Annotated in this window: 15 protein-coding genes; 7 read left to right on the top strand and 8 right to left on the bottom strand. The window is 72.0% G+C overall.

Features of this window, described 5'->3' with window-relative positions:
* Nucleotides 1-57: 57 nt before the first annotated feature.
* Nucleotides 58-609 (bottom strand): hypothetical protein, encoded by a 552-nt coding sequence (locus tag ACTWPP_RS07375; protein ID WP_443103317.1) that lies wholly within the window; start codon nucleotides 607-609, stop codon nucleotides 58-60.
* A 126-nt stretch (nucleotides 610-735) separates the two neighbouring features.
* Between ACTWPP_RS07375 and ACTWPP_RS07370 the strand changes: the two genes are divergently transcribed.
* Together ACTWPP_RS07370 and ACTWPP_RS07365 are read left to right on the top strand one after the other, a co-directional pair.
* A complete protein-coding gene (locus ACTWPP_RS07370; RefSeq protein WP_443103316.1) occupies nucleotides 736-1380 on the top strand; it encodes an RNA polymerase sigma factor in 645 nt (214 codons plus the stop codon).
* Complete coding sequence (locus ACTWPP_RS07365; protein ID WP_443103315.1) at nucleotides 1377-2087, top strand: hypothetical protein; 711 nt, start codon at nucleotides 1377-1379, stop codon at nucleotides 2085-2087. Before ACTWPP_RS07370 ends, ACTWPP_RS07365 begins: the two co-directional genes overlap by 4 nt.
* Before the next feature lie 30 nt (nucleotides 2088-2117).
* Here the strand turns inward: ACTWPP_RS07365 and ACTWPP_RS07360 are convergent, their stop codons facing one another.
* Nucleotides 2118-2921, bottom strand: coding sequence for a transporter substrate-binding domain-containing protein (locus ACTWPP_RS07360; protein ID WP_443103314.1), 804 nt, complete (start codon nucleotides 2919-2921; stop codon nucleotides 2118-2120).
* A gap of 296 nt (nucleotides 2922-3217) precedes the next feature.
* On the opposite strand from ACTWPP_RS07360, the gene ACTWPP_RS07355 reads away from it, so the two are divergent.
* Complete coding sequence (locus tag ACTWPP_RS07355) at nucleotides 3218-4012, top strand: SDR family NAD(P)-dependent oxidoreductase (RefSeq protein ID WP_443103313.1); 795 nt, start codon at nucleotides 3218-3220, stop codon at nucleotides 4010-4012.
* A gap of 369 nt (nucleotides 4013-4381) precedes the next feature.
* On the opposite strand, the gene ACTWPP_RS07350 is transcribed toward ACTWPP_RS07355, so the two are convergent.
* On the bottom strand, nucleotides 4382-4789 hold the full coding sequence (locus tag ACTWPP_RS07350; RefSeq protein ID WP_443103312.1) for a phosphoribosyl-AMP cyclohydrolase: 408 nt from the start codon (nucleotides 4787-4789) through the stop codon (nucleotides 4382-4384).
* A gap of 74 nt (nucleotides 4790-4863) precedes the next feature.
* Nucleotides 4864-5454, bottom strand: coding sequence for a TetR/AcrR family transcriptional regulator (locus ACTWPP_RS07345; protein ID WP_443103311.1), 591 nt, complete (start codon nucleotides 5452-5454; stop codon nucleotides 4864-4866).
* Nucleotides 5455-5538: 84 nt separating this feature from the next.
* Here ACTWPP_RS07345 and ACTWPP_RS07340 point away from each other — a divergent pair, with 84 nt between their 5' ends.
* The 3 genes from ACTWPP_RS07340 to ACTWPP_RS07330 all read left to right on the top strand — a co-directional run bounded on the left by ACTWPP_RS07340 (nucleotide 5539) and on the right by ACTWPP_RS07330 (nucleotide 8547).
* Nucleotides 5539-6927, top strand: coding sequence for an MFS transporter (locus tag ACTWPP_RS07340; protein ID WP_443103310.1), 1389 nt, complete (start codon nucleotides 5539-5541; stop codon nucleotides 6925-6927).
* 262 nt (nucleotides 6928-7189) lie between these two features.
* Complete coding sequence (locus tag ACTWPP_RS07335; RefSeq protein ID WP_443103309.1) at nucleotides 7190-7672, top strand: GNAT family N-acetyltransferase; 483 nt, start codon at nucleotides 7190-7192, stop codon at nucleotides 7670-7672.
* Nucleotides 7673-7740: 68 nt separating this feature from the next.
* Nucleotides 7741-8547: an ATP-grasp domain-containing protein gene (locus ACTWPP_RS07330; RefSeq protein ID WP_443103308.1), complete on the top strand. Its 807-nt coding sequence runs from the start codon at nucleotides 7741-7743 to the stop codon at nucleotides 8545-8547.
* A gap of 83 nt (nucleotides 8548-8630) precedes the next feature.
* Here the strand turns inward: ACTWPP_RS07330 and ACTWPP_RS07325 are convergent, their stop codons facing one another.
* The 3 genes from ACTWPP_RS07325 to ACTWPP_RS07315 all read right to left on the bottom strand — a co-directional run bounded on the left by ACTWPP_RS07325 (nucleotide 8631) and on the right by ACTWPP_RS07315 (nucleotide 11029).
* The gene (locus ACTWPP_RS07325; RefSeq protein ID WP_443103307.1) at nucleotides 8631-9521 is read right to left on the bottom strand and encodes an LLM class flavin-dependent oxidoreductase; all 891 of its coding nucleotides are present in this window, start codon (nucleotides 9519-9521) and stop codon (nucleotides 8631-8633) included.
* 148 nt (nucleotides 9522-9669) lie between these two features.
* Nucleotides 9670-10476 carry an SDR family NAD(P)-dependent oxidoreductase gene (locus ACTWPP_RS07320; RefSeq protein ID WP_443103306.1) on the bottom strand — a complete coding sequence of 269 codons (807 nt, stop codon included), beginning with the start codon at nucleotides 10474-10476 and terminating at the stop codon, nucleotides 9670-9672.
* Nucleotides 10477-10558: 82 nt separating this feature from the next.
* Entirely contained in the window at nucleotides 10559-11029 is a 471-nt protein-coding gene (locus ACTWPP_RS07315) for an Lrp/AsnC family transcriptional regulator (RefSeq protein WP_443103305.1), read from the bottom strand.
* A gap of 104 nt (nucleotides 11030-11133) precedes the next feature.
* Between ACTWPP_RS07315 and ACTWPP_RS07310 the strand changes: the two genes are divergently transcribed.
* Nucleotides 11134-12438, top strand: coding sequence for an APC family permease (locus ACTWPP_RS07310; protein ID WP_443103304.1), 1305 nt, complete (start codon nucleotides 11134-11136; stop codon nucleotides 12436-12438).
* On the opposite strand, the gene ACTWPP_RS07305 is transcribed toward ACTWPP_RS07310, so the two are convergent.
* Nucleotides 12415-13653, bottom strand: a complete 1239-nt coding sequence (locus ACTWPP_RS07305) for a styrene monooxygenase/indole monooxygenase family protein (RefSeq protein WP_443103303.1) — start codon at nucleotides 13651-13653, stop codon at nucleotides 12415-12417. The two genes, ACTWPP_RS07310 and ACTWPP_RS07305, sit on opposite strands and share 24 nt — an antisense overlap.
* Between the last annotated feature and the right edge of the window lie 18 nt (nucleotides 13654-13671).

Genomic DNA, 13671 nt, shown 5'->3' with positions numbered 1-13671 from the left:
GGAGGCCGCCGAGCATCAGCAGGATCCAGTGGCCCCTGGGTTCACCTCGCCGGCCGGTCACCGGCCCTGCTTCTTACGCTCCCAGCCGGGCGGGTTCGCGGTCGACCTCCCCCTCCCCGGGTGGCTCGCCGTCGAGGCGGGCGTCGGCGTCGCCGGCGGTGTCGCGGCGGGCGGCGCGGCGGGCGGCGCGGAAGGGGCCGTGCCCTGCCCGCCGCCTCCCGGGCGTGCGGCGGCCTGTCTCGTGGGCTCGGGGCTTGCGGCGCCTCGCTCACGCGGGTTCGCGGGCGGCATGACGGGTGTGCCCGGCTCCACGCGCGGATCGGGCGACGGGTCGCTCCACGACGTCAGCGGCACGCTCGGCCCGGTCGTCATGCCGAGGCCGAGGGCGCCGAGGAACACGACGAGCACCGCCCCGGCCCCCAGGCCCAGGCGCCTCCCGAGCCGTGCCCGCCACCCGGTCGCGTCGACGAACACCGCCTTGGTCTGGACCGGCGTCTCGGGCCGCGTCGCGCGCGGTGATTCACCCGGGACCGCGAGCAGGGGATCGACAACTGGCGGGATGCCCGTGATGAGCAATTCGTCCCGGTTTTGGGGGGTATTGCCGGTCATTTTCGTCCATCACTTCGTCCGGTGGGGAACGCTCACGCACGAGGGGCGGCGTGAACGCTCAATGCGTCAGCGCGAACAACCCCGTACGTGTCACACGGGCGGCCGTTTCCCTGCACAATGGCCCGGATGGAACGGGCGGACGAGGAAGTACTCGGCCGTGCTCTGCGGGCGGCGCAGGACGGCGACGAGGAGTCCTTCCGCATGCTCTACCGCGACGTCCAGCCCCGCCTGATCCGCTTCGCCGGTGCGCTCGTCGGCGCGGACGCCGAGGACGTCACCTCGGAGGCGTGGCTGCAGATCGCCCGGGACCTGCCCTCGTTCCGCGGCGACCTCGACGGCTTCCGCGGCTGGACCGCGACGATCACCCGGCACCGGGCCCTGGACCATCTGCGCCGCAAGTCGCGCCGCCCCATGGGCGACCTCCCCGTCGAGGAACTCGTCACGATGGCCGCCGACGGCGACACCGAACTCGACGCCCTCGCGGGGATCGCCACCCAGGACGCGCTGCGCCTGGTCGCCGGACTCCCCCGCGACCAGGCCGAGGCGGTGCTGCTGCGCGTCGTCGTCGGCCTGGACGCCAAGACCGCCGGCAAGGTCCTCGGCAAGCGGGCCGGGGCCGTGCGGACCGCCTCCTACCGCGGGCTGCGCCGCCTCGCCGAACTGCTGGACCCCTCCCACGCGAACGCGCCGTCCCCGCCCGAATCCTCGAAGGCCCTGCCCCTCGTCCGCGGTGACAAAAACGGCGGTACCGGCGCTGAAGGGGTGACATGAGCGACCACCACGGGGCCGGACGGCTCGACGAACACACCCTCGAAGGCCTCCTCGGCCTCGACGGTGCGGACGGGCACGCCCGGCTCCACGCCCTGCTCTCCGCGGCGGCCGCGCCCGCCCGCCCGGACGAGCTCGCGGGTGAGGACGCCGCCGTCGCCGCCTTCAGAGCCGCCCCGCATCCCGTGCGGAAGTCCCGCATGTCCTGCGTCGCCGCCATGCGCCGCTTCCTGACGGTCAAGGCCCTGGTGCTGGTGGGCGGTTCGCTCATCCTGACCGGAGGGGCCGCAGCCGCGATCACCGGGAACATCCCTGGGCAGGAGGCGTCGCCCACGCCCAGCACGACGCCCGGCGACGGCACGGGCACACGCCAGGACGAGACTCCGGCCACCCAGTTCTCACCGGGCGGAGCGCCGGCGAACCCGGAGCCCGCGACGCCGCCGAGCGCGTCGCCCACGCCCAGCGCGTCCAAGAAGGTCAACGGCGGCTCGACCGCGCCGGGCCTGGGGAAGACGAAGCCGACACCGCCGAGGAACATCAGGACGCCCCCTCGCGGCCCAGGCTCCAACCAAGGCTCGCCACCACCGGACCCCGGCGGCCCGCCTGGCACGGGGACCGGGGGCGACCAGCCCGGCGGCACCCGCCCCCCGACCGGCATCAAGTCGGGCAACGCCGAGAACGGCACACCGGCCGGCAGCCCGACGGACTGACCCGCCCGCGCCACCGGACGCCCGCCGGCGCTACAGGCAGCCCTCGAACTGCGGAACGTCCACGTCCGACAGGTCCAGCCCCGACGAGCCGAACCACCTTTGCATGAACCCGGCCATCGTCCCGTCCTGATACATCTGGGTGATCGCCTTGTTGAGCGCCTCGCACCCGTCCGGGTCGCCCTTCCGGATCGCGATGCCCGTCCGCCGCTCCCCGAAGCGGGCGTTCAGCAACCGGAAGTCCCCGCCCTGCCGCGTCTTCAACCCGGCCAGGATCGTGTCGTTCGTCGTGATGGCATCGATCCGGCCGTCCCCCAGCATCGTCATGCACTCCCGGTAGGACCTCGCCGCCACCGGCACCGCCGCGACCTGCCGTTCCACGGTCACCGCCTCCGCCGCCCCGGACCCGGTGACGGCGCAGATCCTGCGTCCCTCCAGATCCTGCACGCCGCGCACGCCGCGCTCGCCGTCCCGCACGAGAATGTCCTGGTACGACAGGAGGTACGGCCCCGCGAACGCCAGCCGCTGCTTCCACTCCGGCTCCAGCCAGAACGTCAGCACCATGTCGACCTTCCCGGTCCGGAGCAGCTCCTCGCGATCCGCCGCCAGCGCCGGGACGAACCGGACCTTCTTCCCCATCCGTGTCGCCAGGTAACGCGACACGTCCACGTCCAGCCCCTCGAACGTGCCGTCCGCCCGCCGGAACCCGATCCCCGGAAGATCCGGCCGCACCCCCGCCACCAGCGTCGTCTTCCCGACTATGGACGCCGTCTCGGCGCCCCCGCACCCGGCCAGGGCGAGGCAGCCCACCAGGACCGAAGCGACGAGTCGCCGCATCCGCGGATCCCCCCATCCCGTAGCGCGGCCCTGGTCCCATCGAACAGGGAGCACCCGCCTACAAAGTCGCAGGACGGCGATCATGCCTCCACCCTCCTGACCGGAACCGGCCTGACCGGCGCCCGGCATGCATCGGCAGCGTCCGCCGGGCGGTCCATCAAGGGGCACCTCCCCGCAAAGTCGGGACGCTCCGATCCCACCCGGCGACCACACCGACGTCCACGCATTTACGAGACGGCGGACGCGACACCGCTGCGACGCCGGACTGTCGGTGCCTTCGCCTAGGTTGGTGAACCGTGGAACTTGAGCTCGCAGGGCGGCGGGCCCTGGTGACGGCGAGCGGCGGCGGCATCGGAGCGGCGATCGCCGGACGGCTGGCCGCCGAAGGGTGCGCGGTACTCGTGCACGGCCGCGACGCGGCACGCACCGAAAAGGTCGCCGAACGGCTGCGGGCGGCGGGCGGCACGGCCGACACCGTCCTCGGTGACCTCACCGACGAGGACGCCGCTTCCGAGGTGGCCGGGCACGCCGCGGCATGGAACGTGGACGTGCTGGTCAACAACGCCGGCCCCGTCGCCGAACACGACTGGGAGAACGCCGGACCCGCGGCATGGCTGGCGGCGATGAACGGCAACGTCCTGTCGGCCGTCCGCCTGATCCAGGGGGTACTGCCGGGGATGCGTGCGCGCGGCTGGGGCCGCGTGATCAACCTGGGCAGCCGTGGGGCGACCACCCCGCTGCCCAACCTCGTGGAGTACTCGGCGGCCAAGGCGGCGGTGGTCAACATGACCACGAGCCTGGCCCGGCACCTGGCCGGCACCGGCATCACCGCCAACACCGTCAGCCCCGGCGTGATCGTCACCGAGGGGATGCGCAAGCTGTTCGAGGACGGCGCCGCCCGCCGCGGCTGGCCGCGGCAGTGGGACGAACTGGAGCCGCTGGTGGCGGCCGAGTACGCCCCCAACCCGACCGGCCGGCTGGGCACAACCGACGACATCGCCGCCACCGTCACCTTCCTGGCCAGCCCGCTCGCCGGGTACATCAACGGAATCAACCTGCGCGTCGACGGCGGCATCGCCCCCGTCCCCTGACCCGCCCCACCGGCCCGCTCACCCGTATCCCGGCACGGTGCGTGATCGAGGGCATCCTCGCGGGCGGCGCGCTGGTGGACGCCGACCTTCATGAGGACCGGTCACACTGAGACCGGTGACCTTCCTCGACAGGTCCCCCATCGCCTCCCGGTCAAGCGTTCACCCAGCCGATCTAGGCCGGCGCGGGGGGTGGCCGGGGAGCCGGCCGAGCAGTGCCGGCCAGGCCGGTGACCTGGCCCGTGGCGCCACCGCCCGACTGCGTCCCCGACCAGGTGAACGTCGCCGAGGTGCGGGCGGGCAGCGTGAACGGAGCGGGAGATCAATCTCCCCATCGCGCACGCCGGCCGGAAGGCGACCCGTCCGCTGAGTTCATTGCGGGACGTGGCGGAGCGTCGCGTCGGTGACCGAGCGGTAGTAGCAGGTGGGGCGGGCTTCTCCGGACGGAAGCGTCGTGTGGCACGCACCGCCGGTGGTCCGGTTCACCAGGTAGAGCAGCGAATTCTGCTCACAGTTGACGCGGACGTCCACCAGTTCCAGGACGTCCCCCGACGTCGCGCCCTTTCGCCACAGCTCGTTACGGGACGTCGACCACAGGACGGCGATCCGCTCGTCGAGCGTCGCCTTGAGGGCCTGGTCGTTCGCGTATCCGATGAACAGGACGTCCCCGCTCCCCGCGTCCTGCAGGACCACGGGAACGACCCGCGCACCGGTCGCCGCGACCCCGGCGAGCTTGTCGAAGTCCAGAGTGAGCCGGGTGCCTTCTTCGAGTTCGTTCACCCGACCATCCTGCCCGGCCGAGCACCCGACGACGTCCTGTGACACGTAACCGGCAACCGCGGCCCTGACCCTGGTCAGCGCGGTGACGGGACGGCCAGGATCGACTGCACCGTGGCGATGACGACGGGGCCGGTTTCCTCCGGTTTCAGGCGTCCGGTGCGGTTCTCCTCGGCGGCGCCGTGGAGGACGTGCTGGATGACGCTGACCAGCCAGGTCATTGGCATGTCGGTGCGGAAGGCGCCTTGTTCCTGGCCCCGGCGGATGAGTTCCTGGACGCGTTCGGCGGGGGCGGTGTGCAGCTGGCGGATGCGTTCGGCCGGAAGGGTTCCCTGGGCCGCGGTCAACAGCGCCGTGGACTCCGCCACCAGGGACCAGCTGGAGTCGAGCAGGCGGGTCAGGGCGTCTCGCGCGTCACCGGTGAGGTCGACGGCCGAGAGCACCTCCTCACCGGAGCGCAGCGCGTCGCCCAGGGCGGCCTCGACCAGGTCCGCCCGGGTGCGGAAGTGGCCGTAGAGCGTCATCCGGCCCACTCCGGCGGCCTTGGCGATGTCGTCGATGCTCGCGGTCGGGTCCTTGCTCAGGCTGTCGCGCGCCGCGGAGACGATGCGGGCGATGCTGCGCTCGGCGTCCGCGCGCCGGCGCCGGCCGGAAGTGGAAGTGGACATGCCATCACCCTAACTCGTACGCCGATGTACGTGTTACTCTCACTCCAGAACTCGTATTCCGTAGTACGAGTTAAGGAGGTTCCAATGACGTACAAGACCCACGACCCGGCCGCGCAGGAGGGCTCGCCCCATCCGCTGCGGTGGCGCATCCTGGGGTTCCTCGGTGTGGCCCAGCTCATGTTGATCCTCGACGTCACCGTCGTGGCCATCGCGCTGCCGAACATCGAGGCCGACCTCGAACTGAGCCGCCAGGCCATCACCTGGACGGTCAGCGCGTACACCTTGACGTTCGGCGGCCTGATGCTCCTCGGGGGGCGGGCCGCAGACCTGATCGGCGCCAAGCGCGTCGTCCTCACCGGCCTGCTGATCTTCACGGCGGCCTCGCTGGTGACCGGATTCGCCGGATCCGCCGGCCTGCTGCTGGGCGGCCGCGTCGCGCAGGGAATCGGCGCGGCGCTGATGTCCCCCGCCGCCCTGTCACTCGTGGTGCAGTTGTTCGGCGGGGAAGAGCGCAACAAGGCGCTCGGCGTCTGGTCCGCGCTCGGCGGCGGCGGCGCGGCGCTGGGCGTCCTCCTGGGCGGACTGCTCACCGCCGGCCCCGGCTGGCCGTGGGTCTTCTACGTCAACGTGCCCATCGGACTGGTTATCTTCACGGCGCTCACCCGGATGCTTCCGCACCAGGAGACGGCAGCGCCACGTCCCCGGCTCGATGTGCTCGGTGCGCTGCTGGTCACCGCCTCGTCCGGTGCGCTGATCTACGCGTTCATCCGCGCCGGCGACCACGGCTGGTTCACCATCGCCACCGGTGTCCTCGCGCTGCTGGCCGCGATCGGCTATGTGGCGTTCGTGGCCAGGCAGAAGACCGCCAAGTCACCCATGATGGACGTCGCGCTGCTGGCCCGGCGCCCGGTGGCCACCGGCACGTTCCTGATCCTGATGGCGACCGCACTGATGATCGCGGTGTTCTTCCTCGGCACGTTCTACTTCCAGCACGCGGAGGAATTCGGCGCCCTGCAGACCGGCCTGCTGTTCCTCCCGGTCGCGGTGGCGACGATGCTCGGGGCCAACCTCACCGGCCGGACCATCGCCAGGACGGGTGCGCGCCCGCTCGCCGTGGGAGGGCTGGTCATCGCCGCCATCGGCATGGCCGTGCCCGCCCTGTCGATGCACCCCGTCACCGTTGTCGCCGGGACGGCGATCGCGGGCGCCGGGACCGGCGCGATGTTCGTCGTCGCGTCGGCGACCGCCCTCGGGCAGGTGGCCCCGCACGAATCAGGCATCGCCTCCGGCATCGTCAGCACGTTCCACGAGTTCGGCGCCTCCATCGGAGCCGCGGTCATCTCCAGCGTCGCGGCCGTCAGCCTCGTCGGCGACACCCTTTCCGGGTTCGAGGACGGCTTCATCGTCGCCGCGGTCGCCGCAGCGGCCGGTGCCGTCGCGGCCGCCGTCCTGACACCCGGCCGGGGACGGTGACGGCGGTGAAGAACACCCCATCATGATCTGACGCCCACCGGCCGGGGCCGGGGCCGTGTCCGCCTCCGGGCGCCGGCCCCGGCCCGGCGGCGTCCAGCGTCGTCCCCGTACAGCGGCTCGTCCGAGACCCGCAGGGCCGGATCAGCCGCCGGCTCCGCGAAGGTGACCGCGGGATCGGGGTGATCAGCCGCCCTGGGGGGCAGACCCGCGGGCGACCGATCCGTCATGATCGGCATGAGCCGAGTCCGCCGGAAGGTGACCAATGAACGTCAGACCCGCCCGATCCGCCGACCTCCCCGGCCTCGCCCGGCTGTGGCGAGCCGCCTGGCTCGATGGCCACGAGGGGCACGTCCCCGCGGAACTGATGGACGAACGCGGCCCCGAACACTTCGCCGTCCACGCCGAGAAGTACGCGAACGCGACCCTCGTCGCGACCGGCAGCGGCGGCCGCCTTCTCGGCCTGATCATCCTCGGGGACGACGACGGCGAGGTCGTCCAACTGGCCGTCGACCGCCGCGCCCGCGGCGAAGGCGTCGGGGGCGCCCTGCTGCAGAGCGCGGAAGACCGCTTCAGGGGGCGGCATCGCCAGGCGTGGCTCGCGGTCGTCCCCGGCAACACGCGGGCCAGGCATTTCTACGAATTCCACGGGTGGCGCGACACCGGCCCCATGACCTACCAGGCGCCCACCTCGACCGGAACCGTCACCGTCCCCGTCCACCGCTATGTCAAAGACCTGCAGCCATGACGCGGCGGCGCCACACGTGTTCATCGGTGCATGCGATACCTGGGTTTCCGACGATTTAGTCTTACTCGATGCCGCTTCTCTTGCTTTCGCCCCGGTACACATCGGACTCGAAGGCGCTGCGCGCCGCGACGGGACGCGTGGGCTGGAAGGCGGAACGGCTGGGCGGGTGGCGGGCCCCGGGACGGCTGCGCGGGCAGGACGTGGCGCTGTACGGAGAGCCGACTTTCGCCGAGGTCATCGGGGCGCAGATCGGGGTGAGGCTGCTCGATGTGCCGCACGACTGGCTGCCGGAACTTCCCGAGCGGCATCGGCGGCGACACATCGATAAGTCGACATTGGGCGACGTCCGGGAAAGCCTCCCCGAACCGACGTTCGTCAAGCCGGCGGACGGGCGGAAGGCATTCGAAGGGAAGGTCTACTCGGCGCCCGCAGAACTCCCCGGTCGGGACGTCCTGCCGGACGACATGCCGGTGTTCGTCTGCGAGCCCGTCAGATGGGACGTCGAATTCCGCTGTCATGTGCTCGACGGTGCGGTCGTCGCCATGTCCCCCTATCTGCTGGACGGTGAACTCGCGCGCACGGACGACGGCCTCTGGAAAGCCCCAGAAAACGACGTCCACCAGGCCAGGCAGTACGTCGAAGAAATCCTCGCCGAAGTGCCCGTCCCACCGGCGACCGTCCTCGATGTGGGACGAATCCACGACCGTGGTTGGGCGGTCGTGGAAGCCAACGCGGCATGGGGTGCGGGACTCTACGGATGCGAACCGGAGCAAGTGCTCAAAGTCCTGGCCCGTTCCTGCGTCCGCCAAGACCGAATAACAGCGGAAGACCGCTACTGGGTCATCGACCAGGTCGACCTGGACATGAACGAGTAGGGCACCGCCAGGGGCCCCCACGACCGACCCGGCGAACCTACGTGGTCAGGGCCCTGAGCGTCCTTGCCGGGGCCGTTGCCCTGTCAGCCATGCGCCGCCCGGTCTCTCGCTTCGGCCAGCAGTTCGGCCTGGCGCTGCCATTCACCGCCGTCGAGGCCGAACTCGACCGCGTCCGCCCCGGCTTCGGCGTATGCGGCCAGGCGCTCGGCCACCTGCGCGGCACTGCCCGTCACCGCGACGCTCGCCGCCTCCTCGGGGGCCATCCCGTGCACGTCGACCAGGGAACGGATGAAGGACCGCAGAGCGGCCGCGGTGTCGCCGGCGAGGAAGGCGTGACCGCCCACGGAGATCGAGGGGACCGGCCGCCCCAGATCGTCGGCGATCTCGCGCAACCGCGCCGCCTTGCCCGTCAGCGCCTGCGGGGTGAGGAGCGAGGGCGCCCAGCCGTCCCCGTACAGCACGGCGCGGCGCATCGCGGCCTCGGAGTTCCCGCCGATCAGGATGGGCGGGACCGGAGCCGCCGGGGCCAGCATGACCGTCTCCCCGGCGACGACTTCGACCGGCTCTCCCTGGATGAGGCGCGGCAAGAGCGCCAGCGAGGAGTCGGTACGGCGGCCCCGCTCCGCCCGCGGTGGCCCGTTGACCGCGTGCCAGAACGGCGAGCCGGGGAAACCGCCGATGCCGACGCCCAGCACGACACGGTTGCCGGACAGATGCTGAAGCGTCTGGATCTGCGCGGCGACCAAGGCCGCGGGGCGGAGCGGAAGGGTGAGCACGCCGAACCCCAGCTTGATCTCGCCGGTGACGGCCGCGACCGCCGCCAGGACGAGGGTGGGGTCGAACCCCGGCGTGCCGTCGCCGATGAGCAGGTCCGGCATGCCGACGGCGTCGTACCCGAGGGCTTCGAGGTGACGGGCCTGTGTGATGTCAGGGATGCCGGAATCGTTCGTGGGCAGGCTCGTGCTGATGCGCATGGTCATCCTTGGCGTGGCCGAACGGACGACCTCACGCTAAAACCTCAAGCTGACTGAAGGTCAACTCCCCTTTCGGCGGCCGCGGCCGACCACACGTTCGACCGCCAGAGACCCCCGGCCGGTGCCGGCCGGGGGTCCCAGGCGCGGCTCAGATCTCCTTGAGGAAGCCGGAGTCGACGGCGAAGTCCGCGCCCGTCGTGCTCGCGGAACGCGGCGACGCCAGCAGCGCGATCACGTCGGCGACCTCCTGCGGGTCGGCGAGACGGCCGGTCGCGAGGCTCATCATCTCCGCCGCGCCGCGCTCCAGCACCGCGTCGCGGTCGGAGCCGGTGGCCCCTGCGATGATGTCGGCCGCGCCGCCCTCGTCCGTCCACCACGGCGTCCGGACCGGGCCCGGCGAGACCGTGTTGACCCGGATCCCCTGCGGCGCGTACTCCTCCGACAGGCCCTTCGTCAGGTTCGTCACCGCGGCCTTCGCCGCGTTGTAGTCGTAGTTCATCGGCCCGGGGCGACGGGCGTTCCCCGACGAGACGTTCACGATGGACGCCGCGTCGCTCTTCAGCAGATGCGGGAGCGCCGCCCGCAGCGCCCGGACGACGGCGAACAGGTTGAACTCGAACATGTCGCGCCAGTCGTCGTCCGCCAGGGTGGTGAAACCGAAGCGCGGCAGGTCCGCGCCGGGCGGCGGCCCGCCCGCGTTGTTGACCAGGACGTCGAGGCCGCCGAACGCCTCGACCGCGCGCTCCACCGCGTGCGCCGGGGCGTCCGGGTCCATCAGGTCCGCCGTCACGTGCAGCAGGTTCGGCCCGGCGAGCGCGTCCAGTTCCCCGCCCGTCTTGCGGGACACGGCGGCGACGCGGGCGCCCTCGCCGAGCAGCGTCCGCGTGACGGCCAGCCCGATCCCCTTCGACGCACCGGTGACGACCGCGACGCGTCCGGCGAGCTGCAAGTCCATGGAATCTCCGTTCATAGGCGAGCACGCCCCCTCCGGACGTGCCTCGCCCCCATGAACCCCGGCCCGCGCTCGCCGGTTGCGCTCAGCCGGGCGCGGGATCGTCCAGCCTGCTGAGGACGGTGTTGTGCACGTGCTGGAAGATCACCGACGTCCGGAACCCGGCGATCTCCTTGCGCTTGCTCAGCCCGTCCAGCAGGAACGCGTGCAGGTGATCGAGGTCCTGGACGCCGACGTGCAGGACGAGGTCATCGCCGCCCGCGACCACGAACACGCCGATGACCTCGGCCATCCCGGAGACGTAGTCCTGGAAGGTGTTGATGACCGTCCGGCTGAGCGGCCGGACCTGCAGCGACACCAGCGCCTGCACGCCCCGGTTCAGCGCCGCCGGGCTGATCTCCGCGTGGTACCCGCGGATGACGCCGCGCCGCGTCAGCGCCCGGACCCGCTCCAGGCACGTGGACGGCGCGATCCCGAGCGTCCGCGCCAGTTCACGGTTGGACTGCCGTGCATCCGTCTGGAGAAGCCGCACGATCTCCGTATCAAGTTCGTCCATGACCGCAGTATGACCATCGATTCCGAACGAACGTTCGCCTGGTAGCGGAAGACGTCACCCAAATGGCTACTTTCAACCCACGTGACCATTCAATCGGGGGGATCATGGCGAACGTCACCGGTCATCGGCTCGGCCTCGGCCAGGGGACGGCGCTGTTCATCGGCGCCGTGCTCGGGCCCGGCGTCCTGGCCCTGCCGCACCTGGCGTCCGCGTCGGCCGGCCCGTCCTCGATCGTGGCGTGGGCGGCGCTGCTGGTGCTGAGCGTGCCGGTCGCGCTGACGTTCGCCGCGCTCGGCGCCCGGTATCCCGACGCGGGCGGCGTCGCGACGTTCGCGTCCCGCGCGTTCGGCCCCCGCCCCGCGATGATCGCCGGTTTCTGCTTCTACGCGGTCGTCCCGGTGGGCGTCCTGGCCGGCGCGATGATCGGCGCCGACTACCTCGCCTCGGCCGCCGGTCTCGGACGTCCCGGGACCGCCGCCGTGACCTGCGCGCTCCTGCTGGCCGCGTTCGCCGCCAACCACGGCGGGCTCCGCCTCTCCGGACGGATCCAGCTCGTCCTCGTGGCGCTCCTCGCGGCACTGCTGGTCGCCGCGATCGTTGCGGCCGGGCCGCACCTCGACACCGCGAACTTCACCCCGTTCGCCCCGCACGGAACCCTCGGCATCGTCCACGCGGCCGGCGTCCTGTTCTTCGCGTTCGCGGGCTGGGAGGCCGCCAGCCACCTCTCCGGGGACTTCGCCGACCCGCGCCGCCTCCTGCCCCGCGCCACCGTCCTCACCCTCGCCGTCGTCGGCGTCCTCTACCTCGGTCTCGCGATCACGGTGACCGGTGTCCTCGGCGACCGCGCCGCCTCGTCCCCGGTGCCGCTCGCGCTTCTCCTGGAGACCGGCCTCGGGGCGGACGCCGCGCGCCCGGTGACCGCCGGGGCGGCGCTCGTCCTCAGCTTCGTCGCGATGAACACCTACATCGCGGGCGGGGCCCGCCTCGGCGCCGCCCTCGCCCGCGACGGCGCCCTCCCCGCGGCCCTCGCGCGCGGCCGGATCCCGCGACGGAGCCTGGCGCTGCTCGCCATCGCGACGGGCGCCCTGACCGCCGTCGTCCTGTCCGCCGGGCTCGGCCTGGACCCGCTCATGCGCGTCACCGCCGCCTGCCTGGCGACCGTCACCCTCATCGGGACGGCCTCCGCCACACGACTCCTCACCGGACGCGCCCGCACCCTCGCCCGCGCGGGGACGTTCTTCACCGGCACGGTCCTGCTGTCGTGCGGCGTGTATCTCGCCGCCCCGGCCTGCCTGGTCCTGGCCGTCCTGGCACGCGGCCCACGCGGCCCACGCGGCCCACGCCGCCCGGCGCGCGCGCAGACCCCGGCCCCGGACGCAGCCCGGTCAGTTCTGGGGGCCGGGAAGTGAGGCCAGGTAGGCGTCGGTCTTGGCCGGGTCCATGAGCCAGTTCTCGAAGTCGTTCGGGTTGGCGTAGCCGTAGGCGAACCGGTAGGCGACCGCCTCGTTCTGGGTCGCCGCGCCGAGCACCCGCTGCACGTGCTCCGGCAGCGGGCCGAGCATCATGTTGGTGTACTCGGTCGGGTGGCGGGCGTAGTCCCAGTACGCCTCGAACGTGCGCTGCATCCAGTCCGGGTCGAACGGCCGGTCGCCGTGCCGCACGATCTCGTCGCAGTAGATGGCGGCGCAGCGCGCGGCGTTGTTGGAGCCCTGCCCGGTGACCGGGTCGTTCGCCACGAGCACGTCACCCATGCCGAGCACGTGCACAGAGTCGGACAGCCGCCCCACCGGGTGCCGCACGACCGGGGCATAGCCGCCGTACAGGGTGCAGCGGGCGTCGGTGGGTTCCGCGCCGACGGTCAGTTCGTACTCCCACGGGGCGTACTGGCGCATCATCTCCAGCGTCCGGGCCAGGTGCGCGGACGGGGACGGACGGTCCGACCACACGTCGAAAGGCCCTCCGGGGACGGCCTCCCAGAGCAGAATGTCGCAGGGACCGGTGTTGGTGTAGCCCGGCATGAAGAAGAGCTCGCCGATCCCGGGCGTCGCCGTGATCCGGACGTGCGGCTCGGGGTAGTCCGGCCGCAGGGACATGCCGTGCAGGTAGATGCAGGACAGGTGACGCTGCGGGCGGTCATACGGAGATCGGGACGCGTCGCGGTCGAACAGTTCGACGAGCTCGCCCTTGCCCGCCGCGATGAGCGTCAGGTCGTACAGCGCGGCCAGGCCCTCCAGGTCGGACGTCATCACCCCGTGGTAGACCACGTTCCCGCCACGCGACTCGAACAGTTCCAGCCAGCCCGCCATCTTCACCCGCTGGTCCACCGACTGGGCGAAATCGTCCCACCGGCCGACGAACTGCAGCGCCTCCTGACCGGGCGGGCCGGCGACCGTCAGCCGCTGCGCGACGATCCTGGGGGTCTGCTCCTCCCACAGGTTCAGCCCCCGGTCACGTTCCAACTGGAGCTGCGGCCAGAACATGCACTGGGTCGACATCACCCGGCCGCCGCGTATCTCGTCCGGCGTCCGGGACGACATCACCGTCACGTCGTAGCCCTCGGACCGCAGGCTCAGCGCGAGCTGCAGCCCGGCCTGCCCTGCGCCGATGATCAGGATCCTGCGCAACACGTCCTCCTAGGCGGG

It is taken from the genome of Actinomadura sp. 3N407 (genome assembly GCF_052245875.1).
Classification (GTDB): Bacteria; Actinomycetota; Actinomycetes; order Streptosporangiales; family Streptosporangiaceae; genus Spirillospora.
Note: the sequence above shows the minus strand (reverse complement) of the source record. Positions and strands in the feature narration are given on the sequence as shown.

What these genes read in the sequence shown, in the direction of transcription:
- ACTWPP_RS07360 (WP_443103314.1), bottom strand. Translation starts at nt 2,921, where the DNA reads ATGCGGCGACTCGTCGCTTCGGTCCTGGTGGGCTGCCTCGCCCTGGCC.
- ACTWPP_RS07345 (WP_443103311.1), bottom strand. Translation starts at nt 5,454, where the DNA reads ATGTCCACTTCCACTTCCGGCCGGCGCCGGCGCGCGGACGCCGAGCGC.
- ACTWPP_RS07375 (WP_443103317.1), bottom strand. Translation starts at nt 609, where the DNA reads ATGACCGGCAATACCCCCCAAAACCGGGACGAATTGCTCATCACGGGC.
- ACTWPP_RS07310 (WP_443103304.1), top strand. Translation starts at nt 11,134, where the DNA reads ATGGCGAACGTCACCGGTCATCGGCTCGGCCTCGGCCAGGGGACGGCG.
- ACTWPP_RS07330 (WP_443103308.1), top strand. Translation starts at nt 7,741, where the DNA reads ATGCCGCTTCTCTTGCTTTCGCCCCGGTACACATCGGACTCGAAGGCG.
- ACTWPP_RS07365 (WP_443103315.1), top strand. Translation starts at nt 1,377, where the DNA reads ATGAGCGACCACCACGGGGCCGGACGGCTCGACGAACACACCCTCGAA.
- ACTWPP_RS07315 (WP_443103305.1), bottom strand. Translation starts at nt 11,029, where the DNA reads ATGGACGAACTTGATACGGAGATCGTGCGGCTTCTCCAGACGGATGCA.
- ACTWPP_RS07340 (WP_443103310.1), top strand. Translation starts at nt 5,539, where the DNA reads ATGACGTACAAGACCCACGACCCGGCCGCGCAGGAGGGCTCGCCCCAT.
- ACTWPP_RS07320 (WP_443103306.1), bottom strand. Translation starts at nt 10,476, where the DNA reads ATGGACTTGCAGCTCGCCGGACGCGTCGCGGTCGTCACCGGTGCGTCG.
- ACTWPP_RS07335 (WP_443103309.1), top strand. Translation starts at nt 7,190, where the DNA reads ATGAACGTCAGACCCGCCCGATCCGCCGACCTCCCCGGCCTCGCCCGG.
- ACTWPP_RS07325 (WP_443103307.1), bottom strand. Translation starts at nt 9,521, where the DNA reads ATGCGCATCAGCACGAGCCTGCCCACGAACGATTCCGGCATCCCTGAC.
- ACTWPP_RS07370 (WP_443103316.1), top strand. Translation starts at nt 736, where the DNA reads ATGGAACGGGCGGACGAGGAAGTACTCGGCCGTGCTCTGCGGGCGGCG.